14 protein-coding genes, 1 pseudogene and 1 riboswitch are annotated in these 17,775 nt (G+C 50.8%); of the genes and pseudogenes, 3 read left to right on the forward strand and 12 right to left on the reverse strand.

Annotated elements, in window-relative coordinates; all coding sequences use genetic code 11:
- Positions 1-12: 12 nt before the first annotated feature.
- From pfkA to trmL, 11 genes are all read right to left on the reverse strand, one after another.
- Positions 13-975, reverse strand: a complete 963-nt coding sequence (gene pfkA, locus ACPLUI_RS00115; protein ID WP_424658238.1) for a 6-phosphofructokinase — start codon at positions 973-975, stop codon at positions 13-15.
- Positions 976-1,011: 36 nt separating this feature from the next.
- Positions 1,012-1,977 (reverse strand): acetyl-CoA carboxylase carboxyltransferase subunit alpha, encoded by a 966-nt coding sequence (locus ACPLUI_RS00120; protein WP_424658239.1) that lies wholly within the window; start codon positions 1,975-1,977, stop codon positions 1,012-1,014.
- Between the two features lies 1 nt (position 1,978).
- On the reverse strand, positions 1,979-2,821 hold the full coding sequence (gene accD, locus ACPLUI_RS00125) for an acetyl-CoA carboxylase, carboxyltransferase subunit beta (RefSeq protein WP_424658240.1): 843 nt from the start codon (positions 2,819-2,821) through the stop codon (positions 1,979-1,981).
- A 19-nt stretch (positions 2,822-2,840) separates the two neighbouring features.
- Complete coding sequence (locus ACPLUI_RS00130; protein ID WP_424658241.1) at positions 2,841-3,032, reverse strand: glutamate decarboxylase; 192 nt, start codon at positions 3,030-3,032, stop codon at positions 2,841-2,843.
- A gap of 92 nt (positions 3,033-3,124) precedes the next feature.
- Positions 3,125-3,361 (reverse strand): trp RNA-binding attenuation protein MtrB, encoded by a 237-nt coding sequence (mtrB, locus tag ACPLUI_RS00135; RefSeq protein WP_424658242.1) that lies wholly within the window; start codon positions 3,359-3,361, stop codon positions 3,125-3,127.
- 76 nt (positions 3,362-3,437) lie between these two features.
- Complete coding sequence (locus ACPLUI_RS00140; RefSeq protein ID WP_424658243.1) at positions 3,438-6,836, reverse strand: DNA polymerase III subunit alpha; 3,399 nt, start codon at positions 6,834-6,836, stop codon at positions 3,438-3,440.
- Positions 6,837-6,942: 106 nt separating this feature from the next.
- Positions 6,943-7,716 (reverse strand): sulfide-dependent adenosine diphosphate thiazole synthase, encoded by a 774-nt coding sequence (locus ACPLUI_RS00145; RefSeq protein WP_424658244.1) that lies wholly within the window; start codon positions 7,714-7,716, stop codon positions 6,943-6,945.
- A gap of 75 nt (positions 7,717-7,791) precedes the next feature.
- A riboswitch (TPP riboswitch) is annotated at positions 7,792-7,891 on the reverse strand.
- Between the two features lie 141 nt (positions 7,892-8,032).
- Positions 8,033-9,769, reverse strand: a complete 1,737-nt coding sequence (locus ACPLUI_RS00150) for a sigma 54-interacting transcriptional regulator (RefSeq protein ID WP_424658245.1) — start codon at positions 9,767-9,769, stop codon at positions 8,033-8,035.
- Positions 9,770-9,821: 52 nt separating this feature from the next.
- Entirely contained in the window at positions 9,822-11,234 is a 1,413-nt protein-coding gene (locus ACPLUI_RS00155) for a vWA domain-containing protein (RefSeq protein WP_424658246.1), read from the reverse strand.
- A complete protein-coding gene (locus ACPLUI_RS00160) occupies positions 11,215-12,189 on the reverse strand; it encodes an AAA family ATPase (RefSeq protein ID WP_424658247.1) in 975 nt (324 codons plus the stop codon). The genes ACPLUI_RS00155 and ACPLUI_RS00160 overlap by 20 nt, the downstream gene beginning before the upstream one ends.
- A gap of 120 nt (positions 12,190-12,309) precedes the next feature.
- On the reverse strand, positions 12,310-12,771 hold the full coding sequence (trmL, locus tag ACPLUI_RS00165) for a tRNA (uridine(34)/cytosine(34)/5-carboxymethylaminomethyluridine(34)-2'-O)-methyltransferase TrmL (protein WP_424658248.1): 462 nt from the start codon (positions 12,769-12,771) through the stop codon (positions 12,310-12,312).
- 300 nt (positions 12,772-13,071) lie between these two features.
- On the opposite strand from trmL, the gene ACPLUI_RS00170 reads away from it, so the two are divergent.
- The 3 genes from ACPLUI_RS00170 (at position 13,072) to ACPLUI_RS00180 (ending at position 16,983) form a co-directional block, all read left to right on the forward strand.
- Positions 13,072-14,343: a hypothetical protein gene (locus ACPLUI_RS00170; protein WP_424658249.1), complete on the forward strand. Its 1,272-nt coding sequence runs from the start codon at positions 13,072-13,074 to the stop codon at positions 14,341-14,343.
- A 270-nt stretch (positions 14,344-14,613) separates the two neighbouring features.
- The gene (locus ACPLUI_RS00175) at positions 14,614-15,363 is read left to right on the forward strand and encodes a DUF4912 domain-containing protein (RefSeq protein WP_424658250.1); all 750 of its coding nucleotides are present in this window, start codon (positions 14,614-14,616) and stop codon (positions 15,361-15,363) included.
- Positions 15,364-15,378: 15 nt separating this feature from the next.
- A complete protein-coding gene (locus tag ACPLUI_RS00180; RefSeq protein ID WP_424658251.1) occupies positions 15,379-16,983 on the forward strand; it encodes a glycoside hydrolase family 57 protein in 1,605 nt (534 codons plus the stop codon).
- Positions 16,984-17,011: 28 nt separating this feature from the next.
- Here the strand turns inward: ACPLUI_RS00180 and ACPLUI_RS00185 are convergent.
- Positions 17,012-17,775, reverse strand: a pseudogene (locus ACPLUI_RS00185) (nucleotidyltransferase); the annotation flags it as partial.

Raw genomic sequence — 17,775 nt, forward strand, 5'->3', positions numbered from 1 at the left:
ACCTGTTCCTCCTTATATGGCTAAAATGCTTGCCAGCCGGTATACATCGAGATCAACGGCTTTTTTTTGCCCCAGGACCTGCTCGAGGTCGGTTTCCACAATTTTCCCGGACAGCATGCCCACCATTTTACTGGTTTCCCCTTGCATGAGCAGCTCTACAGCACGGGCTCCAAGTTGACTGGCCAGGATACGATCGAAAGCTGTCGGTGTGCCACCCCGCTGGAGGTGTCCCAGGATGGTCACCTTGGTATCAAAGCCTGTTCGTTCTTTGATCTGTTTTCCTATTTCCAATCCGCTCCCTGCTCCCTCGGCAACCACTATGATGCTGTGCAGTTTCCCGCGCCGGTAGCCCTTACAGAGTTTGTGGCAAACTTCTTCGATGCTGAAGGGGTGTTCCGGAATGATAATGGATTCGGCTCCTCCCGCCAGGCCTGCGGCGACAGCGATAAAGCCCGTGTTACGGCCCATTACTTCCACAATAAAGGTCCGCTCGTGGGAAGTGGCTGTGTCACGGATTTTATTGATGGCGTCCACTGCTGTATTGACGGCGGTATCAAAGCCAATCGAATAATCCGTACCGCTTATATCGTTATCGATAGTTCCCGGAATACCTACTACCGGAAGGCCGTATTCACGGTGGAAGATGTATGCTCCGGTAAAGGACCCGTCACCGCCGATAACTACCAGCCCCTCCAGGCCGAAACGCTCTACGTTTTCCCACGCTTTGGCCCGCCCCGCGGGAGTTTTGAATTGTTCGGAGCGGGCCGTATGTAAAATGGTTCCTCCCCGGTGAATGATATCTGCTACTGAACCCAGACGCATGGGTTCCATGTCTCCTTCAATAAAACCATTAAAACCTCTTTTGATGCCAATCACTTCCAGGCCATGGTAAATAGCCTTACGTACTACCGCCCGGATAGCCGCATTCATCCCTGGAGAGTCGCCACCGCTGGTTAAAATACCTATCCTCAGCAAAAAAATACCTCCCTGGCTTCAAGGTAAATTGCATTATTAAGTTATGTTATTGCCAGGTAAATATTCAGGGCCGATGGATCTGAAACGGGCGTGGCGTCGTTTAATGAGTTCGTCCGCAGGATGGTTCAGAAGTTCTTCCAGGTGGCGGGCTATAACTTCCCCCATCATCCGCGCAGCTTCTTTTTTGTCCCGGTGGGCACCACCGAGCGGTTCTGGAATAACCTCGTCTACCAGTTGGCGCGCGTGGAGGTCCTGCGCGGTTATTTTCATCACTCCGGCAGCATCCCGGCAACGGGATGCGTCTTTCCAGAGAATGGTGGCATAGGCTTCCGGGGAAATCACCGAAAAAATGGCATGTTCCTGCATCAGTATGCGGTCACCTGCAGCAAGAGCCAGTGCCCCTCCACTGCCACCTTCACCCATTATCACTGATATTACCGGTACGCGCAGGGCAAGCATGCCTGAAATACACAGAGCAATAACATGGGCCTGTCCCCTTTCTTCCGCTCCCATGCCGGGGTACGCACCGGGAGTGTCGATGAAAGTTATGACCGGCCGTTTAAACTTTTCGGCCTGCCGCATAAGCCTCAGAGCTTTGCGATATCCTTCGGGATGGGCCATCCCAAAGTTACGGGCCAGGTTTTCCCTGGTATCGTGACCTTTCAGGTGGCCGATTACTGTTACTGCCCGTCCACGAAATCTCGCGATACCCCCCAATATTGCCGGGTCATCTCCGAAACACCTGTCCCCGTGGAATTCGATGAAGTCCGTGCACAGCATGTTGATATAGTCCAGGGTATTCGGGCGTTCAGGGTGGCGGGCGATAAGTACCTTCTGCCACGGGGTAAGCTGTCCGTAAATGGTTTGTTTGAGTTCCCGGGCCCTTTTTTCCAGGTTTTCGATTTCCCTGCTCAGATCAATGCCCTTTTCGCTGGCAAACCGTTGTAGCTCGTTGATTTTTGCCTCCAGTTCAATGATTGGCTGTTCGAAATCGTAAACCATCTTACTCGCTCCGGTGTAAATCTAATATTTGAGCCAGGGTGGATTTCAACTTCGACCGGGGAACCACAGCGTCTAAAAAACCGTGCTGGCGCAGAAATTCAGCTCTCTGAAAACCTTCGGGCAGTTTCTGGCGGATGGTTTGCTCAATCACCCTGGGACCTGCAAAACCAATCAGTGCCCCCGGTTCAGCCAGGATGATATCCCCCAGGAAGGCAAAACTGGCACTAACCCCACCTGTTGTCGGGTCGGTAAGTACAGATATGTAGAGAAGTCCCGCTTCGGAAAAGGAAGAGAGGGCTGCGCATGTCCTGGCCATTTGCATTAACGAAAGTACCCCTTCCTGCATGCGGGCGCCTCCGGATGCAGCGAAAATAACCAGCGGTAAATTTCTTTCCCGGGCTCCATCAATTGCCCGGGTTATCTTTTCACCTACCACCGTACCCATACTGGCCATCATAAAGCGGGTATCCATTACGGCTATTACAACCCGGTGTCCGTCAATGTCCCCTTCTCCGGTAACTACTGCTTCATTCAGTCCGGTTTCCCGGCAGGCCCTGGCCAGCTTTTCATCATACTCAATGTCCCCGAAGGGGTTGACAGGCATCATATCCCGGTCCCATTCGGTAAATGTTCCCTCATCAATTGTTATCTTAATACGCTCCTGGGCAGTAAGACGAAAATGATAACCGCACCTGGTACAGACCTTTAAGTGTTTCCCCAGTTCTCCTGTGAACTGAATTTCCTGGCAACGGGGACACTTTACCCACAAGCCGTTGGGTATTTCCCGGCCGGCCGATTTTACCGTGGCGTAACGCTGTCGCTGTCTCTTGAAAATATCCAGCATTTTGCTCCTCCACAAGGAGTCAGATGGTGTTTATAATTTCCAGGGCTTCGTCAACTTCTGCTTCCGGCACCAGAATTTCTACCGAGCAGTTGTGTCCGCAATGAGTTGGCGAAAGTTCCCGCAGTTTGACCAGTATTCCTTCTTTGGACAGAATTTCCTTAATGCGCGTCGCTTCTTTTTTGTTTGGTGCAATATAAACCACAGTCCACAAGATTCCCACCCCCGGGGCCGGGATTTAATTAATTTGGAATTAGAAGGACTATAACAATAAGTATATCCAGAGTATAAACCCTGGATACTTTTTCAGGCCAGATCATCATTACGCATGACGCCGTACCGGGTCATTACTTCTACCTTGCCGCGGATTTTGATGGCAGAAGTGTGTTCTGTAAATTGGGCGATCATGATTTCACCTTTATCCAGCTTTTCTGAGTGATGAAAGCGGGTATCCTTCCCACGGGTGAGGCCGATAATGGTAACCCCGTTTTCCAGGGCTTTGACCGCCACATAGTCGGCATTAATTTCCCAGCTTTCAGGCATGCAGGTACCCCCCTTTTCAGGTAGATTACCGGGTTTTAGCAGTTCCATCATAGCATACCGCACGTCCTTTGACAAGCTACCTGCCAGGTGATTCCTTTATTCTCACGTTGTCCGGTCCTAAAATGGCGGCCAGTTCCGTGACTACCGGTGATGCCAGGTTAATCCAGTAATCCCGGGATACCCGGGCCAGCTTCTTTTCCCGGGGGAAATACAGGTACACCGGTGAGGAACCGGGAAAATTGCTCAGGACGTGCTGTACCTGCCTGATTAACCGGGGAGTGGCTTCCCTGATTTGCAGATAGAGGCTGGCATTGATTTTCTTTAGTAAGGGGGATACCTCTTCAGCCACAATCTTCACTCTGTCGCCGGTGGAACTTATCTGCCCCCGGATTAACAGTACACCTTCAGGGATAATGAGTTTGGCGTATTGCTGGTAAACGCGGGGGAAGAAAATTACTTCAATACTACCGGTAAGGTCCTCCAGGGTACCAAAAGCCATGGGTTCCCCCCTGCGGGTGGTGATACGCTTTAAGGAGGTAAGCATGCCGCCAACTGTAACCCCTCCCTGATCCTCCTCTCCAATTTCTGCCACCGAGGCAGTGGTTTCTTCTGCCAGAGCCTGGCGGTATTCTTCCAGGGGATGACCGCTGATGTATAATCCCAATGCTTCTTTTTCCAATGCCAGCATTTCGGCACGGGAATATTTCTGTACACGAGGCAGTACAATATCTTCTGCTGCTTCCCCCCAGAACTGCTCAAAGGTTAGCTGGCCGTTTTGTCGTTGCTGCTGGGATTGCTGGGCCAGGGAAAGACCAAGCTCGATGCCTGCCATAAGTTGTGCCCGGTGATGGCCCAGGGAATCCAGCGCTCCGCTTTTAATGAGATTCTCCAGAACCCGCCGGTTGATAGTCCTCGTATCCATCCGCCTGCAAAAATCGGCAAAATTTTTAAATGGCCCCTTCTCCTGACGGGATCTGATAATGGCCTGCACTGCACCCTCGCCCACGTTTTTAATTGCTGCCAGGCCGAAACGGATTTTACCTCCAACCACGGTGAAACTTTCCCGGCTTTCGTTGACATCCGGGGGCAGGACTTCCAGACCCATACGGCGGCATTCCTCCACATATGCTGCCACCTTGTCCGTGTTGTCCCGTACCGAAGTAAGCAAGGCCGCCATGTATTGTGCTGGATAATTGGCTTTCAGGTAAGCCGTCTGGTACGCAACCAGAGCATAGGCGGCACTATGGCTTTTGTTAAAGCCGTAACCGGCGAAGTACTCCATAAGGTCGAAAATCTGCCCGGCAATTTGCGGGTCGACCCCGTTCTTGACCGCTCCTTCGATAAACTGGTTTCTCAACCCGGCAATAATTTCAGGCTTCTTTTTACCCATGGCCCGGCGCAAAAGGTCGGCTTCCCCCAGGGTAAAACCTGCCAGGTCGCTGGCAATGCGCATAACCTGCTCCTGGTAGAGAATGACGCCGTAGGTATCTCTTAATATCGGTTCCAGCCGGGGGTCCAGATAAGTAACTTTCTTTTCTCCGTGCTTGCTCTTGATAAAGTCTTCCACCATGCCGCTTCCGAGGGGGCCAGGCCGGTAAAGGGCCACCAGGGCGACAATGTCCTCAAACACCTCGGGACGCAGCTCTTTTAACAGTGCGCGCATACCGCTGGACTCCAGCTGAAACACGCCGCTTCCTTCGCCCCGGCATAACAGGTCGAAGGTTTTTGGGTCGTCTAAGGGGATTTCATCAATGTTTATTTCCGGCCCACCGTTTTCCCGGATGAGTTTCAGGGTATCGGCAATGACCGTCAGGGTACGCAGGCCCAGGAGATCCATTTTTAACAGGCCCAATTCTTCTACCTGATCTTTAGCAAACTGTGTGGTCAGTGGCCCGTCCGCAGCCTTGTAGAGCGGCAGATAGTGTGTTAAAGGCTCTTTGGTGATCACCACACCCGCTGCATGGGTTGAGGCGTGCCTGGGCATACCTTCCAGCAGGGCAGCGGTATCGATTAATTTTTTTACCTGGGGATTTTGTTCATATAGTTCTTTTAATTCAACGGATTCACTGAGGGCCCGTTCGATAGTCATGTGCAATTCTGCGGGCACCAGTTTGGCTATTTTATCCACTTCTCCATAGGGCATATTTAATGCCCGCCCTACATCCCTGATGGCAGCCCTGGCGGCCATGGTACCAAAGGTGGCAATTTGAGCTACCCTGTCCGCTCCATATTTGCTGGTGATGTAGTTAATTACTTCTCCCCGACGCTCAAAGCACAGGTCCACATCCACGTCAGGCATGGAGACTCGTTCCGGGTTCAGGAAACGTTCAAATAGCAGGCCGTACTTTAGAGGATCAAGGTTGGTAATTCCCAGTACGTAGGCTACCAGGCTACCGGCGGCAGAACCCCGGCCGGGTCCTACCGGTATTCCCTTCTGCCGGGCATAATGGATAAAATCCCACACTATCAGGAAGTAGGCGGAGTAACCCATCTGCCGGATAACTTTGAGCTCATATTCCAAACGCTGCCGTACCGGTTCGGTCATCTCCCCGTAGCGGCGTCGTACTCCTTCCAGACAGAGCTGCTCAAGGTAGCTATCTACGTCATGACCCTCGGGTACCTGGTAATGCGGGAGATGGGTCTGGCCAAAGTTGAGTTCAACCCGGCAGCGTTCGGCAATGAGGCAGGTATTAATCATGGCCTCTTTAAAATCTCCAAAAAGAAGAGCTATTTCTTCTTCGCTTTTCAGGTAGAGCTCCTGGGAATCGAATTTCATGCGGGAAGGATCATCCACGCTTTTCCCTGTCTGAATACAGAGCAGGATATCCTGTATCTCGGCATGCTCTTTTTTTACATAGTGGACGTCGTTGGTTACCACCAGGGGTATGTTCATTTCCCGGTGCAGGCGCAAAAGTTCCCTATTAACTTTGCGTTGTTCGGGCAGGCCATGATCCTGCAATTCCAGATAGAAATTCCCTCGACCAAAGATGTCCTGGTAAATAGCAGCCGCTTCCACGGCTTTTTCTTTCTCCCCGGCCAGGAGCCGGCTGGGCACTTCTCCAGCTATACAGCCACTTAGAGCAATCAACCCTTCGCTGTATCTGGCCAGGGTCTCTTTGTCAATCCGGGGTTTGTAATAAAAACCTTCGGTATAGGCCACGGAGACCAGTTGCAGGAGGTTACGGTACCCGGTCTGGTTTTCGGCCAGCAAGACCAGGTGATAGAGGTGATCATCCACCCTGGGTGTGCGGTCTTTCATGGTGCGGGGAGCTACATAAACCTCACAACCCAGGATGGGTTTAATACCTTCTTTCTGGCAGGCCTTGTAAAAGTCGACAACTCCAAACATAACACCATGGTCGGTAATGGCCAGTGACTCCATACCCAATTCCCTTGCTCTGGCTACTACTTCCTTGATCCGGGCCGCACCGTCCAGCAGGCTGTATTCGGTGTGCACATGAAGGTGTATGAACATAATCTTCAGACACTCCTGGATAAATCCAGCTTTTTTATAATACTCATTGGTATGATACTCATTCGTTTAAATGAGGTAAAATCCTGCTCGCGCTGGTCCTGCCCGTTTACTCTTCGCCAAGAATAAGCCTGGCCGCCCGTCGACCTGACAGTAGCATCCCACCGAAAATCGGCCCCATGCGATGACCACCGCAAACTGCGTTTGCCGCCATGCCCGCTACGTAGAGCCCGGGGTAAACTTCGCGTGTATTGGCCACTGTGGCCATTTCCCCCCGTTCGGCCCACATGGGTTTCTCTCCTTCCAGGTTACCTGTTCTGGTTCTTAAGACAGCTCCCATTTTTTTAACCACCATATTGGCTATCCGGGCATCATGTCCGGTGCAATCTATAACATATTCCGATTGTACCGTCAGGGGATCAACATGCAGGTTGCCAAGATCGACGGGGGTCCAGTTGATAACCAGGCCGGTTATTCGATTATCCCTGACCATGACATCCTCCACGGAAATTAAATTATAGATCTTTGCTCCGGCACGTACCGCACCAAGGGTCAGGGCAGCAACGGCTTCTACGGAGCTGGCCGTATAGTAACCTTCCTCGAATGTACGGTAGGAGATGCCAAATTCTCTGAGAATGGGTAATGCTTCATCCTGAACTACAATCTGGTTGAACATCATCCCGCCGCCCCACATACCCCCGCCGATGCTCAGTTTGCGTTCAAAGAGGACCACTTTTTTGTTTGCCCGGGCCAGGTAGCAGGCTGCCACCAGTCCTGACGGGCCTCCGCCCACTACAGCCACGTCTGATTCGAGTGCTTCCAGCAGTTCCTCCTGGTACCTTGTGATAATGGCCCTGGAAATAGTAATGTCTTCCAGATACATTTTAAAACCCACTCCTTCCTTAATAGTAGCTAGAAATAAAAAGCGCACCCACAAAAGGATGCGCCACAGTAACCTCAGACGGCTTTTTCCCTTCGCGGGCATTACCCCGGGCAGGTTCAGCGGGTCAGGTGCTCACAAGCCCTTTCTCAGCCCCTAACAGGAGCTCCCCGTTTTTGCTTGACTGCTTTTATGTTGTTATGGGGTTCGTTCCGGTTCGGGTTGATTCTTGCAAGTTACCAGGTATGTGGAAGTAACATAATATGTCTTCGCTGTTCTGAACTGAAATCCTTCTTTTTCTTCAGGTAAATCAACATTTTTATTCCCTGATGCCGTGTTGTCTCATCTTCTTGTATAACCAGGCCCTGGATATCCCCAGCATTTTAGCAGCCTGCATTTTATTGCCACCTGAAGAGGCCAGGGCTTCCAGAACAGCTTCTTTTTCCACCTCCTGGAGTAATGTGGCAAGGGTGCGGTTATGCAGATCTCTTTTTTTGCCCTGGCTTATTTTTTGGAGGTAGGGAGGCATATGTTTTATTCCTATGATATCTCCTTCAACCAGGTTAAAAGCCCTCTCCATTACGTTTTCCAGTTCCCTTACGTTTCCAGGCCAGTCGTAGGCGTGAAGCACCTCCCGGACTTCAGGTGACACATCTCGTACCAGAAGGCCGAATTCCCTGTTAAATTTCTTGATAAAATGCTGTACCAGCATGGGAATGTCGTCCGGCCTGTTCCGCAGGGGTGGAATGTAAAGGGATACTACATTCAGGCGGTAAAAAAGATCTTCCCTGAATTGTCCCTGCTTGATTAACTCCTCCAGATTTCGGTTGGTGGCTGCCACTACCCGTACATCAACAGCTCGAGGCCGGGTGTCTCCAAGGCGTTCAATTTCCTTCTCCTGGAGGACCCGTAATATCTTGGCCTGCATGGGGAGTGGCATATCCCCAATTTCGTCGAGAAAAATGGTTCCTCCATCGGCCTGTTCAAATTTGCCGATTTGACCACCTTTTCTAGCTCCGGTAAAAGCACCTTCCTGGTAACCGAAAAGTTCCGATTCCAGAAGGTTTTCCGGTACGGCAGCGCAATTAACTTTAACGAAGGGTCCACGGTGGCGTGGGGAAGCCATATGAAGGGCATGAGCGACCAGTTCTTTGCCTGTACCGCTCTCTCCCCGGATCAACACTGTAGAGGGTCCCTGAGCCACCCGCAGTATGGTTTCCTTGAGCCGTACCATCTCCCTGCTGGTACCGATCAGGTTTTCAACGGTGTAACGTGCGGTCTGGTTGTCGTTATTTGTCGTGGAAGGGCAGGTAAAATTTCTCCTTTGTATGCTTATTTTTTCTGCCAGGGCGAGAAGCTGTTCCACGTCCTGGAATATAACTTTGCTTACTGCTCCAATCAGCTTGCCCTGGTTGTAAAGGGGTACCCGCATGATTACTGTTTCTCTGCCCCGTATGCGTACGACTTCCCCATACTGCAATTTTCCAGTCCAGAGTACCTGGTGCAGACGTTTATCGGGGGCTACTTCACGGATGTGGCGGCCTACGGTAGTTTCAATAGTAACGCCCAGCAGTTCCGCCATGGGTTCGTTCAGCATCAGGACCCGGCCGTCATTGCCGATGGCAATGTATCCTTCATTCGTGCAGTGAAAGATATTTTCCAGGAGGCCGTTGACTTCCTTGATTTCTTTCAGTTCCTGGGCTAGATGTTGGAGTTCGGTAATTTCTTGAGCTACGCCGATAGCGCCCACAATGTTGTTATTGCGGATTATGGGTGTGCGGTTGACCACATACAGGGCATTGCCCACAATAAATTTTCGGCCGATGTGGGGCTTTCCCGTCTGCAATACCTTGGGCAGACCTGTAAAAGGAACGACCTCCCTGATGGGGCGACCCAGAGCCTTTTCTGCCGGGTAATTAAAAACCCGTTCACTGGTGGGGTTGAAAATGATAACACGGCCTTGATAGTCAACGGCAACGACCAGATTATGCAAGCAATTGAAAATAGATAACTCATCCCTCAAAAAAGCGGTGCTTTCAGCTTTGTTGATAGCCAAGATACCACCTCCCCACCTGCAGCCGGGCATGTTATTTATGTTCCAGGAGATTTTAACTTATGCTCATCATTTGCCTGTCAAGGATCGCTTCCAGGTGATGCAGGGTATAACATTCAAACATGTTGACGTATGGCAGGAATGCAGCAATACCCGGTAAGCAGGACCATTGCTTGCGGGGAACGGGGTTGAGCCATAGAATCTCCCGTACCCGTTCCCGCAGAGCAGCAAGTTCACGGGCGGCCTCCTGCGGAGCAATAGTCTTTGTGTCACTGACTATGACTACCAGAGTATCGCCAGTAAGCAGGTGGCGCCAGTGTCGGTGAAAAGTTTTCAAGGATGCGTTAAAGTTAGTAGTCTTCCCCCACTGACGGCTGGAATTGATAAGTTTTGTCATAACCGGTACAAAGCCTTCATTCCGATGGAAGTAAGGGGTAATTCGTTCCAGATCGTCGGAAAAGACGAAGCTTTCGATATCCCGTGCTGCACTGCTCAAACCATAGATAAACTGAAGGATGAACCGGGCATAACGAGCCATGGAGGCTGATACGTCGCATATTAGTAACAGGCGGGGGCGCTGACGGCGGCGGGATCGATAGCATAATTTAAGTGGCGAGCCACCAAAAGCGATATTCCGGCGGATCGTTCTGCGCATGTCCAGTTTCTGCCGGCGGTTGCTTTTCCGGTAACGGCGTGAAAGGCGGTTGGCAAGTCTTCGGGACAGGCGTTCAAGGATTGAAGTGAATTTTTCCAGGTCACTATCGGCAACCTGCTGCATGTCCTGGTGGAGCAACTGATCATCAGGGTCCCGGTAAAAATCTGCAGCCACGCCGGCAATTACGTCGTCCATTTCCGTTTCCCCGGTCAGTTCCGCCTCCAATTGCTGCCTGGCTTTTCCTCCCTGGGTTTTCAGCAGGTAGTAGCGCCAGTAATTGAGTGCTGATTGCATTACCCGGGCGACAAGACGTCCCGGGTCATTCACCGGGTTACCATGCATTTGACGGATAATTTCAGTCAAACGCTTTTGTTCCCCGGCTGGCATACGGGCGAAGGTCCGGATCTCGTCGGAGTTGAAATTTAACTCTGTGAACCATGGGGAGAGTGCCTCGTTCAATTTTTGCCGGGCTTCTGCCAGGCGCTGTTCTTCATCTTCTTCCAGCTTTTTTCTTAATATACGTTGCTTTTTCTTTTCCTCAGGTGTGACAAAGAAACGATCAAAGGCCAGGTTATAAATTTGCCGGTCGGTGGCTTTCTTTACCAGAACCGCTCCAAGAGCAGACTTCACCTGTTCCCTGGATGTAAGATCGACCAGTGTCAGGACCTGGTAAGCATCCAGGGTTTCTGCCATGCTGACCCGAACCCCCAGGTGCCGCAAAATGTGTGTAAAACGTACAAGGTTGTGGAGCAGAGTGTTCTCGCCCTGCTCTCCCATCCGGGCCACCACCCGGTTAATTGGATCGATTTCCATGTGTGCTTCCTCCACAGAGGTGATGGTGGCCGCAATGACAGGTAACCGCGGCGGGGCCGGTGGCATCCTCTTCCAACTCCCGGATCTTTTTCAACAACCCGCTCAACCCCACCTCCCTTTTCAACGTTTCCTGGTCATCGCGGTTTTTAAGGAAAAGGTTCAAGGTCTGTCCAAGAATCTCCGGGGTCAGCGCGTCGACATGCATGGCTACAAGGGCCTGAGCCCAGTCCAGCGTTTCAGCAATTGAGGGTTTCTTCTTTAAATCCAGATGAGACCGGATATAGTTTACCGCCCGGACCACCTGGTGAACCAGTTCCTCCCGGGCCTGGGGTACTTTAACCTGTAAAATGCGAACTTCCTTTTCTATTGTGGGATAATCGATATATAAATAAATGCACCGGCGTTTTAAACCATCAGACAATTCCCGTTCGCCATTGCTGGTTAAGACCACTGCGGGAATTTGCTTTGCTTTGAGTGTACCCACTTCGGGAATGGATATTTGAAAATCAGAGAGCAGTTCAAAAAGGAAAGCTTCAAATTCCGGGTCAGTTTTATCAATTTCGTCAATCAACAGGACAACCTGTTTCTCTGATCTGATAGCCTTTAATAGCGGTCTTTCGAGTAAATATTCCAGGTCGAAGAGATCTTTTTCCAGGACAGCAGGATCGCAACTGCCCCTGGCGATTTCGATCTTAAGCAACTGCCGCTGGTAATTCCACTCGTAAAGTGCCCGGTTTTCGTCCAACCCTTCGTAACACTGGAGACGAATTAGTTCCGTATCTAATGCCCCGGCCAGAGCTTTGGCCACCTCGGTTTTCCCCACCCCGGGGGCTCCTTCCACCAGCAGGGGCTTGGCCAGTTTCAAAGAGAGGTAGAGAGTAATTACCAGGTCCTGATCACAGATGTATCCCTGGGATTCCAACCGTTGCTGTAGCTGTTTTATGGTTAAATCCATGTATTTACCTCCCGGTGTGTTACCCTGGTGACAGGTGTTAAAAAGCCAGGTGTAAACAATAATATTCGTTCCTGCAGAACAAAAATCCTTCAAAAATTTTAGAAATTACACAACTTTGACTTAACGTAACCCTGGAAAACCCTGCTGGCGCAGGGCTTCATAGAGGACCAGTGCTACGGAGTTGGCCAGGTTCAAGGAGCGGGTGGTACCCTCCCGCATGGGGATACGCAGGGTGTAGTCCCGGTTGGCGGAAAGCAGCTCCGCGGGTAATCCCCGCGTTTCCTTACCAAAGACCAGAAAGTCGTCCGGCCCATATTTTACCTCATTGTACAGGTGTATGCCCCGGGTGCTTAGAAAATAAAAACGGTGATTTGGATACATACGGCGCACTTCTTCAAAAGAGTCATGGTAGTGTATTTCTACCAGGTGCCAGTAATCCAGGCCCGCCCGTTTTAGATATTTATCGTCAGTGGAGAAGCCCAGGGGACGAACCAGGTGCAGGATACTGCCCGTGGCTGCACAGGTTCGGGCAATATTGCCTGTGTTAGCTGGAATTTCCGGTTCAACCAGGACAATATGCAACAACGATCTACCCCTTTGAAAATATCGTTAAAAATTACTTCCTTTCGTCAACTTAATAATATAATTCAAGCTGTTGATTTGACAAGTTCTGTGTTTACTGTTCTTGACATATTTCTCATGCTTGACATGCTGTAGCGGGGGGAAACGGCGGGAAGAAAAGATGGCTGACATTACAGAAAGTTGCCACGATTCTTGCATTATATAAATTCGAGGTTTTATTACAAAATGGCGCAAAGGAGGTGGGAATTACCATGTAACATTTGCTTTCCGGAGGCATAGAAATTTGAGGGAGGTAGAAGGATGGCAGGACATGGTAAACCTCGCTGGGGCCAACCGTTAACTGGAATTGTTGCCCTCATTACTTTCACTGTTGTGGCCCTGGTAGTGTGGTGGATCTTTGTGGACCCGCGGGGGCCGTTCCATACGTATGAACAGCCCTTTCTGGCGTTCATGGCCTGGATGATTCTGGTCGGCCTGTGGCAACACCTCTTGTTCGGCGATTACCCTTTTCAAAGCCTGACACCGCCCAAGCGGCTGCTGGTGGAAACTATTATCAACCTGGTGGCGGTTTGGTTCATCATCAATGTAGTCTTTGGTCAATTTTTAGGCAAACTTTCCATGCCCTTCTGGAGTTCGGAGGCTCTCCATCAGTCTCTGCCCAAACTGGACCACCATCACATCAATGAAGTAGTAGGAGCGGCGCTGACTCTATTTGTGCTAATTGGCTTTTTCACGTATGCTTTCTGGACGATAGCGTTTCAAAAGTGGCCTTTTGCTGGTATGAAGCAACCCGCTCTCGGACTGGCTGAATGGTCCCTGTGTACTGTCGTGACCGTTATCCTTTTCGGCATTCTCATTTTCCCGCATTTCGCTACCTACCTGGTAAGCAAGGAATTCTTCGGCGAGACCATATGGTGGAAGGGATTGTCTTCGGTTATTGCCGGCCCCAGTGCCACTGTGAACTTTAACATTGGCTGGTACGAATGGTGTATCGTCTATCTGTTTATGACTGCCAACGTCTGGGAGGGTAAGCCCTGGGATATTGTAAAGAGCCAGCCCTGGCGAGGTATTTTTGCCACCGTTTCCATTTTCGTTTTGGCTCTGCTCACAGTCAAAGTACTCATGGCTGTTATGGCTTCCATGTACGGGCCGGTCGATCCTCTGGCAAAAGATGGTATTGAAAGCCTGGATTACCGCTATTACCATACGGCCACACTGGCAGGATTTACCCTCATTCCTTTTCTGATTTGGAACCACTATTTTGACAACTGGCCGAAACAGTGGGGGGTGGTGGCCGGCTGGTTTATCCGTACCATTGGTGTCTTTGCGGCTGCCGCTATCATCGGGGTCATCTACTATAAGGTTTGTGAGCCTGTACTGGGCCTTCCTTCGGTGCTTGCAAATACTCCTGTGGAGTACCACGGTATGCATCTCAATAATAAACCTCTCGTCTGGCTTTTCTGGTGGATTATTCCTGTCCTGTGGAACGACTGGTTTGCCCAAAAATGGCCTTTTTACGTGGAAGAGGGCCATCACATGGAACACCAAAAGGATAAAGGTTTTCCTGCTTGATGTTTACTGAATATCCTCTTCAGCTTTCTTTTAAATTCTCGTTCCCGCCGAAGTGAGGCGGGTCTTTTTTTATGTTCACCAAAAATCCCCCTGCTATGGCGTCCGGTCGAATTTTTCTAGGCAAGTTAATTTTTGCAGGTTGGGAATCATTTTTCGGTCATAAAACCCGGCACCGAGGCAATAATAAAAAAAGCTTTTTAAGACCTTTTTAAATTATCTCACCCTGCAACCGGTGTTATTTATTATATTTTTGCCAAAGGAGGGTACTTCATGACCGCATTAGTTCCGTTCCTTTTCGGGATCGCCCTGGTGGTCCTGTTTCTGGCTATTTTTTTATGGTTCTCCCGGCGCCGGGTGTCCCGGCCGGTGCCTTCGGAGAAAATTACCCAACCTCTGTTCAATGAGGAAGTTGCTGAAGAACTGGCCTTGCCCGTTCCGCCGGTTGAACCATCTCCACCTTCAGTTCCGGAACTTCCCCGCCGCTACGGCGTTGATCGCCTGGTGCTTTTGGTCCGGGATCCTTATTGGCTCTACGCTTATTGGGAAATAACCGCCACCCGGCAGGAAGAGTTTAACGCCACTTACGGGCCCCGGGCGTGGAACAATACCCGCCCGGTTTTAAGGGTTTATGATGTTACGGGGGTAAATTTCAACGGCTACAATGCCAACAGTTATATGGATATCAATGTTCAGGAAGAGGTGGATAACTGGCATATCCCCGTAGGCCAGCCCAACCGCTCTTTCTGTGTCGACCTGGGTCGCATGTTTCCCGATGGCCGGTTTGTTACCCTTTTGCGGTCCAATGTGGTGACCACTCCAAGATCAAGCCTTTCAGAATGCCTGGATGAAGAATGGATGTGGATTGAAGGGGTATATCGTTCCTACCAGTTCCAGTTTGGTATCAGTTCACCCATGCTGATCCAGGAGGTTGCCGGCCGTGCGGCCGTTGTTCCCCTGGGAATAAGTTCTCCCGGTTTCGGACCGCCGGTGGCAGGCCCCGGAGTAGAGGTTAAAGAATGAGGAGGAACTGGTAAAATGGCCAAAGGATACCTTACGCTGGTGTTGCATGCCCATCTACCCTATGTACGCCATCCGGAGCATGAGCATTTCTTAGAAGAACGTTGGCTTTACGAGGCTATCACCGAAACCTATATCCCCCTTCTACACGTCTTTGAGCGTCTGGTGAACGATGGCATCCCTTTCCGCCTGACAGTTTCCCTGTCGCCACCTCTGGTTTCTATGCTTACAGATCCTCTGTTGCAGGAACGCTATTCGCGTCATCTGGCACAGTTAATGGAACTGGCCGATAAAGAAGTAGAACGTACGCGAAATACCCCGTTCCATGAGACAGCACTGATGTACCAGAGGTTGTTCCGCGAGACTGCCCATACGTATCATCATACTTACGGGCGCAATTTAATCCAGGGTTTCAAGCGCTTTCAGGATCTCGGTCGTTTGGAGATCATCACCTGTGCAGCCACCCATGGGTACCTTCCCTTGCTCATGGTCAACCCCGAGGCTGTCCGGGCACAGATTGCCGTAGCCGTAGATGTCCACCGCCGGCACTTTGGTGTGCCCCCGCGTGGAATCTGGTTACCTGAATGTGCTTATGGACCGGGCATCGACCAAATTTTAAAAGAGTTCGGTATTCGCTTTTTCTTTACCGACACCCACGGCGTTTTATTTGCCTCTCACAGGCCCCGCTACGGGGTATTCGCTCCTATTTACTGCCCTTCGGGGGTGGCCGTATTTGGGCGGGATGTGGAGTCTTCCAAGCAGGTATGGAGTGCCAATGAAGGTTACCCCGGGGATTTTGATTACCGGGAGTTTTACAGGGATATTGGTTTTGACCTGGACTATGATTACATCAAGCCTTATATTCATCCCGACGGCATCCGTGTGCATACAGGCATCAAATATTACCGCATTACCGGGCGAACAAACCACAAGGAACCTTATGTTCCGGCCTGGGCAAGGGAAAAGGCTGCCGTCCATGCGGGAAACTTTATGTTCAACCGGGAACTGCAGATCAAATACCTCTCCCAGTACATGGACAGGCCCCCTATTATTGTTGCTCCCTATGACGCTGAACTTTTTGGCCACTGGTGGTTTGAAGGTCCCATGTGGCTGGAATTTCTCATTCGCAAAATTCATTTTGATCAGGATACGGTTGAACTGGTTACCCCCAGCGATTACCTGCAGCGTTTTCCCTGTAACCAGGTGGCCAGGCCCTGTCCTTCAAGCTGGGGTAACAAGGGGTATAACGAAGTCTGGCTCTGCCAGGCCAATGATTGGATTTACCGTCACCTTCACCTGGCTGCATCCAGAATGATTGAACTGGCCAATACCTATAACAAAGCCGAGGGGCTTTTACGAAGGGCTTTAAATCAGGCAGCGCGGGAGTTGCTCCTGGCCCAGAGCAGTGACTGGGCTTTTATCATGAGTACCGGCACGATGGTCGAGTACGCAGTAAGGCGTACCAAAAGCCATTTGTCGAATTTCCTGCGGCTTTACGATGAGATCAAAGGGCGACATATCGATGAGGGCTGGCTATCCTGGCTGGAACATACGAATAATATATTCCCCGATATCGATTATGCCTGGTATCGTTCCAAAGAAGAATTGGTGGCAGCCGTATAAAAGAGCTCCCCGTTAAGGGGAGCTTTTTTTACCCGGTAGCTTCTGCAGACCCCGCAATCTGACTTATTTTATCAATGTAGAAGTCACTCAAGGACCGTGCGATTTCCATCGATGCTCCTTCAGTAAATACCCGGCAAACCGGTTCGTCGGGGTCCGGTAGAACCAGTGCCCATCCCTGGGGATGAAAAACCTTTACTCCATCCAGCAACTCAAGTTGGGTGGTAGGGGGCTCTTCGATTAACCTCCTGATCACCCGACCTTTAGCTTCCCAGGGTACGGGTACCTCTTTCTGGTCCATAAAAAAGGTGGGTATTTCATCTACCAGCTTACCGAGGGTGAGTCCGTTTCTGGCGGCAAATTCAAGGATACGGGTGAGAGCACCCAGGGCATCAAAATTTAATAAGAATTGGAATTCATCTTGCCCCAGAACTTTTTCCACAAAATCCTGAACGGCAGTTTTTGTCCGTACGACCTGACCACGGTATTTCTCCGCCAGGGTTTCAATAGCGCGCGGGGCTGTAACGGGAACTACCACCGGCCCCCCCCTGGCACGGAGAATGATAAGCGCGATCAGCGCGGTCAGCAGGTTGTCTTGAATGATACGCCCACGCTCATCTACCAGCACCAGCCGGTCGCCGTTTGCATCCAGGAGCACCCCGGCTGAAGCGCCCGCTTCCCAAACCTGCTGGCTCAGGTGAGACAAGACTTCCTGATAATTTCGCAGAGTGCTGGTGGAGGCGTTCGGCAGGTCCAGGTTTTCCACTGTAATACCCAATCTTTCGGTCAGGTGTT

This window comes from Desulfofundulus sp., assembly GCF_049701015.1.
Lineage (GTDB): Bacteria > Bacillota > Desulfotomaculia > Desulfotomaculales > Desulfovirgulaceae > Desulfofundulus.